The 14,921-nt window shown below is 40.8% G+C and carries 14 protein-coding genes and 1 pseudogene; 8 read left to right on the forward strand and 7 right to left on the reverse strand.

Annotated features, from left to right (window positions below; all coding sequences use genetic code 11):
* Positions 1–108 precede the first annotated feature (108 nt).
* Positions 109–1,566: a RecQ family ATP-dependent DNA helicase gene (locus KME09_18490; protein ID MBW4535930.1), complete on the forward strand. Its 1,458-nt coding sequence runs from the start codon at positions 109–111 to the stop codon at positions 1,564–1,566.
* Between the two features lie 16 nt (positions 1,567–1,582).
* Here the strand turns inward: KME09_18490 and KME09_18495 are convergent, their stop codons facing one another.
* Together KME09_18495 and KME09_18500 are read right to left on the reverse strand one after the other, a co-directional pair.
* Positions 1,583–2,917 carry a hemolysin family protein gene (locus KME09_18495; GenBank protein MBW4535931.1) on the reverse strand — a complete coding sequence of 445 codons (1,335 nt, stop codon included), beginning with the start codon at positions 2,915–2,917 and terminating at the stop codon, positions 1,583–1,585.
* 239 nt (positions 2,918–3,156) lie between these two features.
* The gene (locus KME09_18500; GenBank protein MBW4535932.1) at positions 3,157–4,686 is read right to left on the reverse strand and encodes a glycosyltransferase family 39 protein; all 1,530 of its coding nucleotides are present in this window, start codon (positions 4,684–4,686) and stop codon (positions 3,157–3,159) included.
* A gap of 239 nt (positions 4,687–4,925) precedes the next feature.
* Between KME09_18500 and KME09_18505 the strand changes: the two genes are divergently transcribed.
* Complete coding sequence (locus tag KME09_18505) at positions 4,926–5,231, forward strand: helix-turn-helix domain-containing protein (GenBank protein ID MBW4535933.1); 306 nt, start codon at positions 4,926–4,928, stop codon at positions 5,229–5,231.
* On the opposite strand, the pseudogene KME09_18510 reads toward KME09_18505, so the two are convergent.
* Positions 5,217–5,378 (reverse strand): annotated as a pseudogene (locus KME09_18510) (tyrosine-type recombinase/integrase). The gene KME09_18505 and the pseudogene KME09_18510 overlap by 15 nt on opposite strands.
* A 290-nt stretch (positions 5,379–5,668) precedes the next feature.
* Here KME09_18510 and KME09_18515 point away from each other — a divergent pair.
* Positions 5,669–6,166 (forward strand): GNAT family N-acetyltransferase, encoded by a 498-nt coding sequence (locus tag KME09_18515; GenBank protein ID MBW4535934.1) that lies wholly within the window; start codon positions 5,669–5,671, stop codon positions 6,164–6,166.
* Between the two features lie 276 nt (positions 6,167–6,442).
* Positions 6,443–6,664 (forward strand): hypothetical protein, encoded by a 222-nt coding sequence (locus KME09_18520; GenBank protein MBW4535935.1) that lies wholly within the window; start codon positions 6,443–6,445, stop codon positions 6,662–6,664.
* A gap of 124 nt (positions 6,665–6,788) precedes the next feature.
* Here KME09_18520 and KME09_18525 read toward each other — a convergent pair whose 3' ends face one another.
* Together KME09_18525 and cobA are read right to left on the reverse strand one after the other, a co-directional pair.
* Positions 6,789–7,625 (reverse strand): carbon dioxide-concentrating mechanism protein, encoded by an 837-nt coding sequence (locus KME09_18525; protein MBW4535936.1) that lies wholly within the window; start codon positions 7,623–7,625, stop codon positions 6,789–6,791.
* A 158-nt stretch (positions 7,626–7,783) separates the two neighbouring features.
* Positions 7,784–9,301, reverse strand: a complete 1,518-nt coding sequence (cobA, locus tag KME09_18530; protein MBW4535937.1) for a uroporphyrinogen-III C-methyltransferase — start codon at positions 9,299–9,301, stop codon at positions 7,784–7,786.
* Positions 9,302–9,388: 87 nt separating this feature from the next.
* Here cobA and KME09_18535 point away from each other — a divergent pair, with 87 nt between their 5' ends.
* From KME09_18535 to KME09_18545, 3 genes are all read left to right on the forward strand, one after another.
* Positions 9,389–9,709, forward strand: coding sequence for a DUF72 domain-containing protein (locus tag KME09_18535; protein ID MBW4535938.1), 321 nt, complete (start codon positions 9,389–9,391; stop codon positions 9,707–9,709).
* Between the two features lie 31 nt (positions 9,710–9,740).
* Positions 9,741–9,911: a DUF72 domain-containing protein gene (locus KME09_18540; GenBank protein ID MBW4535939.1), complete on the forward strand. Its 171-nt coding sequence runs from the start codon at positions 9,741–9,743 to the stop codon at positions 9,909–9,911.
* Positions 9,912–9,979: 68 nt separating this feature from the next.
* On the forward strand, positions 9,980–10,342 hold the full coding sequence (locus tag KME09_18545; protein MBW4535940.1) for a DUF72 domain-containing protein: 363 nt from the start codon (positions 9,980–9,982) through the stop codon (positions 10,340–10,342).
* 738 nt (positions 10,343–11,080) lie between these two features.
* Here KME09_18545 and KME09_18550 read toward each other — a convergent pair.
* Complete coding sequence (locus KME09_18550; protein MBW4535941.1) at positions 11,081–11,593, reverse strand: phosphoribosyltransferase; 513 nt, start codon at positions 11,591–11,593, stop codon at positions 11,081–11,083.
* Between the two features lie 21 nt (positions 11,594–11,614).
* On the opposite strand from KME09_18550, the gene KME09_18555 reads away from it, so the two are divergent.
* A complete protein-coding gene (locus KME09_18555) occupies positions 11,615–13,261 on the forward strand; it encodes an MFS transporter (GenBank protein ID MBW4535942.1) in 1,647 nt (548 codons plus the stop codon).
* Between the two features lie 179 nt (positions 13,262–13,440).
* Here KME09_18555 and KME09_18560 read toward each other — a convergent pair whose 3' ends face one another.
* A complete protein-coding gene (locus KME09_18560) occupies positions 13,441–14,757 on the reverse strand; it encodes a homoserine dehydrogenase (protein MBW4535943.1) in 1,317 nt (438 codons plus the stop codon).
* Positions 14,758–14,921: the final 164 nt, after the last annotated feature.

Below are 14,921 nucleotides of genomic sequence, written 5' to 3' on the forward strand. Positions count from 1 at the left end.
TTCAAAGATATCCTAACGTTTTATGTAGTGCTATTTATATTTCAAGCCCTGATCCGAACTTGAGCTAAAAGCTAAAAGCTAAGAGCTAAAAGCTAAAAACAAAAACTAATGAATTCAAAAGAGATTAATCCACAACAACAGTCAGCTAGAGAGAAATTTCAGCAGATTTGGGGCTATGAAGATTTTAGACCACCTCAAGGAGAAATTATACAAACTCTTTTAACGGGTCAAGATGCACTAATCATTTTGCCGACGGGGGGTGGGAAGTCGATCTGTTTTCAGCTACCAGCACTGTTACAAACGGGATTAACCCTGGTGATTTCTCCTTTAGTAGCGTTGATGGAGAATCAAGTTAATCAGCTACGGCAGTTGGGTTTATCTGGGGCATTACTCCATAGTGAGTTGCCTAGAAGTGAAAGACAAAAGACGCTACAGGCGATCGCTAAACAGCAATTAAGTCTGCTCTATTTATCTCCTGAAACTTTACTCAGTCTTCCCGTCTGGTCAATTATTATTCAACCAGAAATTAAGATTACGGGCATTATCTTAGATGAGGTTCACTGTCTAACTCAATGGGGAACTACTTTTCGCCCTGCCTATCGACGCTTGGGTGCAGTACGTCGTAGTTTATTAGAGCATAAACCAACAGGCACAAAAATTGCGATCGCTGCCTTTACTGCTACAGCCGATCCTGATGCACAGCAGGAGATTACCCAAGCTCTAGAGTTAAAACAGCCTGAAAAATTTTTAATTAGTCCCTATCGGCAAAATCTCAGCCTCAAGATCGAGACAGTTTGGACTCCCAGAGGCAGAAAACAACAGATGCTTAGGTTTATCCAAGCTCACAATCATCAGTCAGGTTTAGTATATGTGCGATCGCGTCAAGATAGTCAAACATTGGCAACCTGGTTTAAATCATTGGGTTATGCCACCGCAGCTTATCATGCAGGATTAGTCACGACTGCAAGACGCAACATTGAGCAAGGCTGGATTTCAGGTAAAATTCAATTTGTTATTTGCACCTCTGCTTTTGGTATGGGGATCGATAAACCGAATGTTAGATTCGTCGTCCATTATCACGCACCAGAATTATTAGCGGAATATGTGCAGGAGATTGGTAGAGCGGGAAGAGACGGTAAACCAGCTCAGGCTCTAACTTTGATTAGTGAACCCACGGGATTACTCGATCCCGAAGACAAGCAGCGCAGTCAGTTTTTTACTCGCAAATTGACACAACAATATCGTCAGGCACAACAGCTAGTTAGACAAATACCCAACCAAGGGAATATTGCCACGATTAAAGAGCAGTTTCCTGAAGGCGAAATCACTTTAGGCATCTTACATAGTTTGGGTATAGTTTCCTGGCAAGATCCATTTAATTACCGTAAACAGTCATCGTCCATCACCCTAGATAATTTAGCTAACAGCCAGAAATGCCATCAGACAAAGATGCAACAATACCTAAGAACCAAGCATTGTCGCTGGCAATATTTGCTCCAGGCTTTTGGTTTTAGCCAATCAGCCCAGGGATTTACTTGCAAATCTTGTGATAATTGCCAGAAATAAATTGATTTCTGTCTACTTATTCGTTGTCGATATTTTCTGTCTCTGGGTTTTGGTGCTGAATTGGAGCAACCAATACCTTATCTACTCTTGTACCATCCATATCCATGACTTCTAATCGTAATCCACCCCAATCAAAATATTCACCAGACTGGGGAATATGCATTAAAGAGTGCATCACAAATCCACCCAAAGTGTGATACGCATGGATTTGCATTTCAGGAAGTGATCGATCGCTAAAAATACCTCTAAATTCATCAATTGCCAGTAACCCATCTAACAACCAAGAACCGTCTTCCCTTTGAATTGCCATTGGTTCTTCTTCAGTTTCTATCAAAGGTAAATCCCCTACAATCGCCTCCATTAAGTCAGTCAGGGTAACTAAACCCTCAATTCCACCATATTCATCCGTTATCAAGGCTATATGTATTCCAGTTTGTTTAAACTGTTCTAGGACATTCAAAGCGCGAGTACTTTCTGCAACATATAGAGGCGACTGCATTAAGGATTCTAATTCAGCATTTTGGTTAAACAATTGAGTTGCTAAAAGTCTGCTACCCCGAACGATACCTACGCATTGATCTATACTGCCACGTGCAATTGGAAACCGAGAATAACTACTGTCATCAACCTTTTGTATAGTTTCTGTCAGTGGGGAGTCAAGATCTAGCCAGACAATTTTGGTGCGGGGAGTCATCAGCGACTTAACAGAGCGATCGCCCAATCGAAAAACCCGTTCTACCATTTCCTGTTCAGACTCTTCAAACATCCCAGATTCAGCCCCTTGGCGAATCAGCACCTTAATTTCTTCTTCCGTGATGGCTGGTTCTTCTGAGGCTTTTATTCCTATTAGCTTGAGCAGTAAATCCGTCGACATACTGAGTAAATGAACTAGGGGGGCGACAAAGCGAGAAAGAAACCGCATCGGTTTGGCGATTGAGCAAGCAATTTGCTCTGGATTATTCAGGGCAATCCGTTTTGGTACTAATTCCCCAATTACTAAGGAAAGGTATGTAACTACGCTGACCACAATCCCAACACCAATTCCTTCGCTATAAGGTTTCAAAACAGGATTGCTTTCAAAAACCGATGCTAGCCGTTCGGCAATAGTTGCCCCTGCCACAGCACCACTAAGAACTCCAATTGAAGTAATTCCAATTTGGACGGTGGAGAGAAAATTATTGGGAGCATTAGCTAGCTTGAGTGCAACTCGTGCCTTTCGGTTTCCTCGATTAGCCGCCTGTTCCAAACGAACTTTACGAGCAGAAATCACCGCCATCTCTGAACCTGAAAAGATACCATTAGCAATAATTAAAATCAAAATTACAATAATTTCGGTGACGATCGAAGACATTCCTGGTTCCATAGTTTCTTGATATGTATCTTCTTATCGTAAATACTATTAATTTGTAAAGTTTAACCTTTTGTTTATTTTGCTCATTAGTGGGGGAATCTTTAACTATCTTACCGCTCCTTTAGCTCATACTCAGGGATTATCGGCGATCGCTACTGGGCTTCCTCTACTTACTCTTACATAACTTCTAAGAAACACTTGGATCTTGTGATAATTGCTAGTTAAAACGGGCTAATAGTTTATAACAGATAAAGGTAGGCAGAAGCTCCCGTCTGCTGAAACGAGTCTCTTTTTTGACCAATGCGTTCTAAATATTCGATTATTTCTGATTCTTTTTCGGAATTGGCGCGCAGAATAAACCAAACTCTACGCCCCCTTAACGGTTGTAGCTCTTTACCCAAATCCTGTTGCAAGTCTTGCTTGGGATCGTCACTATCAAAGTTAACTGTCCCCAGAGTATAGTCTAGATTCTGATAGTTTTTTAGCCTCATGTAATAGGTGAAAGCTAGATTACCTTCTGCATAAACATATACCTTATCTCCTGGTTGATTTTGCTCGGCAACATATGCCAAAACAGGTTTGACTTCCTGCTTTAATACAGGTTTTACGAGGGAGTTACTAGCTTGATAAATTGGCGGGATCGTTAAAGCAGTCAGAGATATGATTCCCAATATGACCATTAACCGAGCTACTGTTGAGTTTTCCCCTTGATGGAGCTTTTTAATGTACGACAGCATCAAGACAATTCCTTCCGCGACGATCATCATGCCAAAAGGTGCTAAAAAAAGAGTCAGGCGATCTTGGAAAGGGTATTGATGGAGATAAGCAGCAATTATGTTAGCGACAAACGGAGCAATTAGGGCAAAAAAGAGCGTCTGATTATGTCGATACCAGGCAATACAGCCAACGATAAAGGCAAAAATACCAATGCCATCAGTTATGCCCAAAAATCCCATCGGATGATAGAAAAACTTGGCTAAAACATCCAATAACCACAGGATATCAGTGAAGGAATCTGGGTATCGCCCTGCCCAGGAAGAACTTAAATCTTCATTGTTTACAGCATCGGCAATATTAATTATGTAAAACAAACCGAAATTAATCAGCCAGATTAAATAAACTCCCAGACGATTAAGGATAATTTTGCCCCAAGATCTTCTCGGCGTTATGAATAAATTCCATCCTTCCATCCCCGCCATAACTAACACAGAAGGATAAGAAAGCCAGATAGCTAAACTACCCAAACCAGCAAAAACCAGCATCTCTTTAACTGTTAAAATCCGCTGTCGGGTTTTAGTGATTAACCAAAATAGAATTAAGGCGATCGCAACATCACCAGAGTAAGGTTTTAATTCGGTGGAGAAGTAAACCGTATAACGAGTACAGGCAAACAAAGCGATCGCTATAGGTGCAGCCATCACTGAACTATATTGGCGCACCAAGATATAAAATACCCCCAAAGAAATAATGCTGGAAATAAACGGCAGTAACCTCAGAGCATATTCACTATTACCCCATAATTGCGTCGCCAGTTTTTCTAGCCAAAGGAAACCCAAGGGTGCCGACTGATTATAATCTAGTGTTTGAGATAATTCTCCATAAGAGCGATCAAGAATATTAATAACTAAACTAAGTTCATCTCCCCAAAGCGATCGATTATGGAGATATTGAACAGTACGAACTAAAACGCCGAAAACAATGCCGAATAAAGCTAGATAATGGCAAAATTTAGTCCAGTTTACCTGATTTAAAATATTTTTGTTTAACACCGCAAAACATTTATGTAGTTTCACCTATTAAACATCAAACCTACTTAGCTGGCGAATCGGCGATCGCCTTATTTAAGTAAGTCTATACTGAAATTAATTGAGCGATCTTCTCTACCGCCTCGATATATTATTCTATCTGGGGTAGATATACCGAAAGTTTCTGTAAGACATTAATGTTGGACAACAACGTTACAAACAACTAATCGAATATCGACAAAACAAAAACTTCAGGTGAAAAAATGGATCGAGAGCAAAATTTTATAGTTACCCATGGCAGCGAAAATATCTTTGACGATTTGGGATTTGAAAAATCAGAAGCAGCTAACTTAAAAATCAGAGCAGATTTAATGCTAGCTTTAAAAGAATATATTCAATCTCAAGATTGGTCACAAGAACAAGCAGCAGAGTTTTTTCAAGAAACACAACCAAGAATTAGTAATTTAATTAACGGTGAAATTAGCAGATTCAGCGTAGACAAGCTGATTAATATGTTGTCCCGTGCGGGAATGGAAGTCAAGGTAGAAATTTTATCACTTGCTGCATAATAAATTAGATACGCGATCGCCTCTACCGCTTCGATTTAGTACGTGGGTATAAATCATGGTTATCTTTACATCTTTATGTCTTAGCAATTCTTGAACTGTGCGAATATCATAGCCATTTTGCAGTAAATGAGTTGCAAAACTATAACGTGGCTTTTTTCAGTTTTGTAAGAATAATGTTTAAGACGAATGACTTCATTGACTTGTTCAAGCAGTTTTTTAGTCGGTTTTTCCACGGAATGATATCCCGAAAAATTCTGGATATTACACTTATTTGGTATGATATCCAGAAAGTTTCTCGATATCACCGACGAATATACCGCTCGTTTTTTGATATCATTCTACATAGGGTGGATATCCAGAAAGTTTCAGTCTAATAAATAGTTATGTAGCTTCAATTGTTGGCATGGCGATATTGGAAGACTGTTAGTAAAAGTAAAATGGGCAGCTCTTTTAAGATTCGTCATACTTCTCCAGGCGATTACAGCTCTATCATTTCTGTTCTTGATGAATGGTGGGGAGGAAGGCAGATGAGTGCTATGCTTCCCAAGTTGTTTTTTACTCATTTTTGCGACACAAGTTTTGTTGTAGAGTTGGACAGCAAAATTATTGGTTTTTTAATTGGATTTTTATCGCAGTCTAATCCAGAAGAAGCCTACATTCATTTCGTTGGTATTCATCCAAACTTCAGGAAGCAGGGAGTTGGAAGTATCTTGTATAGGGAGTTTTTTCGGGTTGCTCAAGAGTTTGATCGTGTCCGAGTTAAGTGCGTCACCTCTCCGCTTAATAAAAGTTCTATTGCTTATCATGTACGGATGGGATTTGAGGCTGAACCAAGTGAAATACAGGAAGATGGCGTGCCGTATCATCTAGACTATGATGGATCGGGGGAGCATCGTGTACTGTTTGTTAAGCATTTGCGAGAGATCGCTACATAACAACCCAGATGGAGTGGACTTACAATATTGATTTATCATTGGCATAGAGTTGCTTCGAGCCGCTCATCTGGAACGTTAATGAGAAAATAAAACAACTTAAGCATAAATTAGTAACATCGATTGTAAAAAAAAGTAGCTTTTGATAATCGACAAAGCTTAACTTTTTCTGCGATCGCATTAAACTTGTAAATCAGATATATGGGGCGATCGCTATACTAAACAATAAAACTTACTGATAAAGTAAACACATATGTTTAGAAAGTCAGAAAAGAATCTATGACTGAATTATTGGAACAAGCATTCAAAGAAGCACAAAAGCTCTCAAACTATCTTCAGGATGAACTTGCACAACAATTACTCGAAGATATTGAAAATGAGTTGAAATGGCAAGAAAGTTTGTCTAATTCAGATGTCGAGCTAGGTATTCTCGAAGAAATGGCGCAAAAAGCATTAATTGAAGAACGAGAAGGTAAAACTGAGGAAAAAGGTTTTGGTTAAGATTCTGAAGAAGAAATAAGAGTTAAAAACGCGATCGCTTGAAATTTGTAAGGCAGTTAGAAAAGCGATCGCCTTAAACTTGTAAACCAGATCTAACGAAGGTAATTCACATTAAGGGTATATTTTAAAGTTCCTCAATTTCTAACTTTCTTTTGAGAGGAACTCGTAGCGGTTGCGTCTCTCCTTGAGGCAATTCGATTAATTCTTTCTCTTTCTGCTTAACTTCTTTTGGTAACAACACAGGTAGAGGCTCTTGTTCATCTTGCCAATAGCTAGCCACAGGTAAAGTATGTTCGAGATCTTCGAGTAATCGAGGAATAATCATCACTGCATGAAGTTCGCCGATTCTTTCGGCTTCCTGCATTCCTGCCTCGATCGCGATCGCGACATTGGCGATCGAACCCCGAATAATGGCGGTACACAAGCCATCGCCAATCTTTTCATAAGAAGCTAGCTGCACATCGGCAGATTTAAGCATCGCATCTGCACCCCCAACCATAGCGGGAAAACCTCTGGTTTCTAGTAAGCCGATGGAACGATTACTTAGACGACTATAGCCCCTTCTTTTTTGCGCTAATTCAATTAACTGACTACCAATGGGAAATATAGCTTCTAAATTAGGCATCGGACGGGCAATTACTAACTTAGACACAAGCTGACCAAACTTTTCGGCGGTTTTCGCCCCTTCTTCCACCGCTAATCGGACATCGGCAATGTTGCCTCTAACTATCGCTGTACAGTATCCATCACCAATCTTTTCGTAGCCTACCATGGTCACTTCTGACGACTTGAGCATCATGTCAGCCGTGCCGACAATTGCAGGAAAACTTTTGGTCGATACTAAACCTAGCGCACTGTCTTTGAAAGGATGTTCGTTGTGGTAGATTGGTTCTCTGCCAACATAACTTGGTTGTGTGCCAACTTTGCCTAATTGTGCCTTTCTACGTTCTATGTTAGACATTCAGTATCTCTTTTCTTTACAAGTGTGCCACGATGAGCAAGCATATATTTCCCTATATTTAATATAGTTAGAAAAATGAATTATAGCGTCAGTTATAGTTTACCCGATCGCCTTGAGGGCAAACAGGAAACGCAGGTTTAAATCTAAAATGTTTAATATTAATTGAATTTATGATTGGCGATCGCCTCAGTTAAACCTTCCAATGTATATTCTGTTGCTTCTAAATCGACTCTACCAAGCAATTCGTAACAAGTTTTCGAGGTTTGAGGGCCAATGGAAGCAATGCAAACCTTGTCTAATAAACGATCCGTGATGCCTGATGACTTCAATTGCTGCTGTAATAACTGAGAGAAATTTTTGACTGTTTTAGAACTGGCAAAGGTGATGACATCAATTTGCTGTAGCTTCAAAGCCTGCCATGCTGATTCATCTATCTGGGCTGGACATTGAGATTGATAGGCAGCAACTTCCACCACCTCAGCACCCTGACTGGTTAATTCCTGAACTAAAATGTCTCTCCCGCCTGTTTCTACCCTGGGAAACAAGAGTTTTTGTCCTGCCAAAGATCCAGGAAAATGTTCCACCATTGAATCTGCTACATAATTCGGCGGAATAAAATCGGGATTTAGCTTCCAAGCTTGCAATACCCCAGCCGTTTTTCGTCCCACCACCGCAATTTTAGTTTTGCCTAAAGCGCGAGCGTCATAGCCCAGATACTCTAGGCGCTCAAAGAAATAATTAACTCCATTAGCAGATGTCAAAATCAGCCACTGAAACTGAGCTAAATTAGCGATCGCCCGATCCAAAGCTGTCCAATCTGAGGGAGGCGTAATAGTTAAAGCAGGCATTTCCACCACTGTTGCCCCCTGTTGTTGAAGTAAGGAGGTAAACTTACTTGATTGTTCAGCAGCGCGAGTTACCAAGATAGTTTTATTGGTTAAAGAAAGAGAAGTTGGAGATGAATTCTGATTACTAAGCTGCACAACCTTACCTATAACAATAACTGCGGGAGAAAGGGAGATTTTTGCGGTTTTGTCTACTATATCGGTTAATGTACCCCAAAAAAACTGCTGTTGTGGTCTACCACAGTGACGAATAATCGCGATTGGTTCAGCAGGCGATCGCCCATTGGCTAATAAATTCTGCACAATCTGCGGTAGAGATTTTCCCCCCATGAGGATTACCAGAGTGTCAATTCTGGCTAAAGCTGACCAATCTTGGTGTTCGGGTTGATGTCCACTCAACACCACATAGTTACGGCTCAAGTTTTTATCCGTCAAGGGAATTCCTGCTAACAAGGGTGCAGCTAGAGTAGAAGAAATGCCAGGAATTAAGGCAAAATCGCAGTTAGCTTGTTGTAGGGCTGCAATTTCCTCGTTAGCCCGTCCAAAAATAAACGGATCGCCACTTTTCAACCGTACAATCTGTTTGCCCTGAAGACAATAATTGACTAACAACTGATTAATCTCCGCTTGTGGCGTACTAGCTTGCCCTCCCCGTTTACCAACGCAAACTTGTAGACAGCTTAGGGGAACTAACTGTAACAGAGATTCATCCACCAAAGCATCGTAAATCAGCACCTGGGCAGTAGTTAACAACTGTTTCCCCCTGACGGTTAAATAATCCTGATTACCAACCCCCGCACCAACTAAATAAACCTTGCCTGACTGCACCATAACTTTTGAACTATGTCTTGTGCCTAATAGCTAATAGCTGATAGCTTAATTAATCATAAACTTCAAACTGGTAACCAAAAAAACCAAGTGAACTTTTATCTAGGCTGTGCAGTTTGGTCATACAAAGACTGGGTGGGTAATTTGTATCCGCCTAAAAGCCAACCACGAGATTTTTTAAACCTATACAGTCGGCGATTCACTACCGTTGAGGGCAATACTACTTTTTACGCTATTCCCTCTGCCCAAACAATAGAAAAATGGGTCGAACAAACTCCCCCTGGCTTTAAATTCTGTCCTAAACTGCATCGCCAGATTACCCATCAAGGTTTACTGACTCCACGTATTTCTGAGGCGATTACGCTCCGCGTAGCCTTCGGATCGCTTTTTTCCAAAGAATATCAGGTTTAGGCGATTACGCTCCGCGTAGCCTTCGGATCGCCTGGGAATAACTTTCATCCAGCTACCCCCTAGCTATAGCCCTGAATATCTAGCTGACTTAAGCGAATTTCTGCACGCCTGTAGCCAGCTTAATCTTCCCTTAGCCCTAGAAGTACGTCATCTAGACTGGTTCAAAACCGAAGTAGGCGATTACGCTCCCCTAAAGGACTAGCTTCGCGTCGCGCGTAGCCTTCGGATCGCCTTAATACCCTGCTGACAGAACTAAATATTGCCAGGGTTTTGCTCGACACACGACCAATTTATAACTGTCCCGACGATCCCCAAATTGGTTCACCTCGTAAAAAACCGCAAGTCCCTTTACAGGAGATAATTACAGGAAATACAGCATTTATCCGCTTTATTAGTCACCCCGATCGCCAATATAACCAAACTTACCTCGAACAATGGGTCAGTAAACTACATTACTGGTTTAGTCAAGGCAAAACTGTTTACTTTTTTGTCCACTGCCCCCAAGAAGGGCGATCTCCTGATACTGCCAAGTATTTATACTCTTTATTTCAACAGCAAAATACTAACCTCAACCCAGCTATCTTACCGTGGAATAACCTAGAGACCGATCCGACGCAGCTAAGTCTGTTTTAAAATGATGATTGTTAATAAATGTAAAGCTTATTGCCCAAAACCAAATATTAAATTTTGATTAAGTTTATAATGATTTTAATCAGGTAAAACGACTTACTTCAATTTTACGAAGAAGCTCTACTTATCTATACGACTCAATTAAGATATTGCTTAACAATTCTATAAAAATAGTGGGGATATGGTTTGGCTGACTATGTTCCCAGTTTTTTTGTCTGTACTAAATTAAATCTACCAGGTCTGACAAGCGTAGGCAAAAGTGCGTTAAAATTCCGACAATTAATCAAATCGATCGGGTTAAAAGCTACAGTTTCCTTGACCTGAGACGGCTCTCATCATAAAAATTAACAATTACTTAAGCTAGCAACCGAGGCAATTTCCAGCACACAGGTTGCTTGCAGACTCCAAAGAAATCAAATTTGGACTGGGAGGGACTTAAAATGGTTAAGTATAACCTTACAAGGTAGGGGTTATATGAGGAAGTTAGGGATCAGCTAACGTTCTCAACGTCTACAACTTGATTCAAGTATTGCTTAACGGTTCTATATGGTTGGCATTAGGGGTGTTGTTTGGCTGACAACGCTCCTAATTTTTTGTTTTCTTGTCTACTTAACTAAGATATAGGTTAGTGGGAAACACCGTCTTATGTCCTCCGTAAATATACCAGTCTTTACTGTTATTTTAACTGTTCATATTTAAAGCTTTGATGATTTTTTGCGTGGTTAAGCCCATAAACTTTATCTAAACCTCATCTAACTGAGTCGCAAATTCAGAGATTTCAACCTGTTCATACGCTTCAAATGGTTGATGTATCCAAGGATTATTCGGCAAATACTCTACATAATAGTCTGGTGTTTTTATCGAGGTACTTTTGTACCAAATTACAGCAGTACGAATTTCCGTAATCTTGTCTGGATATTTAGTTTTGAGCCAATTAATCGATTCGCTCAAGCTAACGCCAGAATCGACTAAATCGTCAACGAGTAAAATGCGATCGCCGATTGGCGCAATTGTTGAGAGATGATCCGAGAATTTAATTGTCCCACGCTCTTGATTACTTTCTCCACCATAAGAAGCAGTAGACAATACAGCCAGAGGTTTATCATATAACCGACAAAGAATATCTCCGACGCGCAAGCCACCCTTAGCCAGGCAGACAATATGATCGAACTGCCAATTAGATTGATAAATCTTGACAGCGAGGCTTTCGATTTTATGATGATATTCTGACCAGGTGACATATAAATTCGTCATAGCAAGAGGAACTTAAAAAAATTGGATACTAGCGAGAAGCCCAGAGAGAGAGAAAAGCTTAACTTTACCACCAAACTTGCCTATGGTGCGGGAGATCTAGGGCCAGCAATTGCCGCCAATCTGTTGACATTTTTCTTATTGTATTTTTTTACTCGAGTTGCGGGATTACCTGCGGGTTTATCAGGCAGTATTTTAGCGATTGGGAAAATCAGTGATGCGATTAACGATCCCATTACGGGAATTTTAAGCGATCGCACTCGTAGTCGTTGGGGTAGACGTATGCCTTGGATATTGTATGGTGCTATTCCCTTTGGTATTTTGCTATTTCTTCAGTGGATCGTACCGCAATTTAGTAATGACTCGACAATTCAAACTTGGAGTTTATTTACTTATTATGTTGCTATTGGGATTTTATCTAATTTGGCTTACACAGCGGTCAATTTACCTTACACGGCTTTAACTCCAGAATTGACCCAAGACTATGATGAACGAACTAGTCTAACTAGCTTTCGCTTTGCTTTTTCCATTGGGGGTAGTATTTTATCTTTAGTCTTAGCCAGATTTATTTTTCAAACTTATGCTGATGATCCACAGCAGCAATATCTAATTTTGGGCGTAATTAGCAGTATTATTGCCACTATTGCTTTGTTCTGGTGTGCTATTCGGATTCAAGAACGAGGTGCCTTACCAATTGTCAACCAACTGGGCAAAAAGATTTTGGGTTTTAGCTTGGGAGTTGTCGGAACAGTGATTTTGGTTTATGGCATAACTCAGTTTACCAATGGCTCAGGTAATAGCTCTTATGGGGTTACGGGCATTCTTCTGGGGATAGAAATACTTGCTTTTGGGCTGACTTTAATTTTTGCTAAAACAGAACCTCATTTAAACAATTCCGCAGCAACGGCAGCGAGGGATTTAGCTAATAATGTTCCCACCACGCCTATCAAAGAACAAATAAAAATGGCTTTTAGTAACAAACCATTTCTTTATGTAATTGGCATTTATCTCTGTTCTTGGTTAGCTTTCCAACTTACAGCCTCAATTTTAATTTATTACTCCGTTAGTTGGATGGGCATGAATGAAGCAGACTCGCCAACAGTACCACTTACTGTTCAAGCAACAGCCTTTATTATGTTATTTGGTTGGACTTTTATTAGTCGAAAGCTGGATAAAAAAACCGTATTTATTTTGGGCAGTATCATTTGGATTGTGGCTCAAGGCGGATTATTTCTAATTCAGCCAGGTCAAATCAAAGAGCTTTATTTACTCGCAATTTTGGCTGGGTTTGGGGTGTCGGTTGCTTTTTTGATTCCTTGGTCAATGATTCCCGATGTCGTTGATTTAGATGAATTGAACACAAGCCAGAGAAGAGAAGGCATTTTTTACAGCTTTATGGTGCTATTACAAAAATTTGGGCTAGCTTTTGCTTTATTTTTAGTCGGACAGGCACTAGAGTGGTCTGGATTTATTTCCCAACCACCAGGAGGAGCAGTTCCTGTACAACCAGACAGTGCTTTATTAGCAATTAGAATTGCAGTTGCGCCTCTACCGACTATCTTTCTGATCATTGGCGTAGTCCTAACCTATTTCTATCCAATCACCAAAGAAGTCCACGCGGATATTCGCCGACAACTGCAAGAGAGAAAACAAGAAATATTAGACAATTAACCTAATCCCAATTCTCTATGAAAATGCATTAAATCAGATTTTCAGATTTGACCTCTTTGCCCCCAAATGCGATGGGGATAAACGTCTTTACGTCTTTGCGTCTTTGTCCTAAAGGATTCCCTAAAGGGTTAGCTCGCAAGCTCGCGTCAGCTTCGCGTCCGTCTTTGCGCGAGACTTATTTAAAGCACCCTCAAAATACTGGGAATACTATCAATCGATGCCAGACTTTTAATTTCTTCTAGTGCCTGGCGGAAGTTACCTTCTTGGACATCGTGAGTTACCACCACAATTTCGGCTAAATTATCGCGGAAACCTATTTGTACTACAGACTCCAAACTAACTTGATGTTTACCAAAACTAGTGCCTAAATGACCGATCACTCCAGGAACGTCTTGGCAGAGAAAACGCGCATAGAAACGGCTATTAATCTCAGCAATGGGAGTAAGCTGCTTAAAGTGTTCGTGGGGGCAGCTCAACATCGGATCGAGCTTGCGTGTGGTATTGCTAGTCTGCAAAAATCCCACGATATTAACAATATCTGAGACAACCGCGCTAGCTGTTGCTCCTTTGCCTGCACCAGGGCCAAACAACATTACCTGACCTAATGGTTCTCCCTCAACCAAAATAGCATTATAGACCCCGTTAACATTGGCTAGAGGGTGGTTTTTGGAAACTAAAGTGGGATGAACTCGTACTTGAAGCGAATCATTGTCAGCATTAGATTTAGCGATTGGACTCTGTCCACGCTTCGCGATCGCCAGTAATTTAATTACAAATCCTAAGTCATCGGCATAGCTAATATCAGTGGCGTTGATCTGACGAATACCTTCACAGGCAATCTCTTCCCGTTTAATTCTGCCATTAAAAGCGATCGCCGCGAGAATTGCAATCTTATCTGCTGCATCGTAACCATCCACATCAGCCGTGGGATCGGCTTCGGCGTAACCTAGTTGCTGTGCTTCGGCTAACACCTCCTCAAAGTCTGCACCTTCCTCAGTCATCTGAGTCAGAATATAGTTCGTCGTGCCGTTAATAATGCCAATCACAGTTTGAATCCGATTCACTCCCAAAGACTGCTTCAAGGGTTTAATTACAGGAATGCCTCCCCCTACGGCTGCTTCAAAGAGGACATATACCCCTGCTTGGTTAGCTGCGGTAAAAATCTCTGCTCCATGCCTGGCAATGACAGCTTTATTAGCGGTAACAACATGCTTACCCTGTTCTATTGCCTGGAGAATTAGCGATCGCGCTGGTTCTAATCCACCCAACAGTTCGACAACAATCTTAATTTCAGGATCGCTAACAATTGCTTCTAGATCCGTAGTTAACACGCCAGAGGGTAATTCAGGCGTTCGAGACCGATCGAGCGATCGCACTCCTACCTTAGCTATCTCTATGTCCTGCAACAGACTATTACGCCCTTCGGGATCTAAAATAATTTCTGCTGTACCTGTACCAACCGTGCCGTAACCTAGTAAACCAATCTTAAAAGCCACAACTTACACCCTGACTGTACCCGCATGAAGTGAATGCCAGTCTATCATATCAGGAAGGGGCTTAATACTAAATTCTGTTGGTATACAACATTTAACAAAGGTAATGGGTAATGGGTAATGGGTAATGGGTAATAGAGTTTCAGGGAAATTAAACTGCTTACCAC

It is taken from the genome of Pleurocapsa minor HA4230-MV1 (assembly GCA_019359095.1).
GTDB classification, from domain to species: domain Bacteria; phylum Cyanobacteriota; class Cyanobacteriia; order Cyanobacteriales; family Xenococcaceae; genus Waterburya; species Waterburya minor.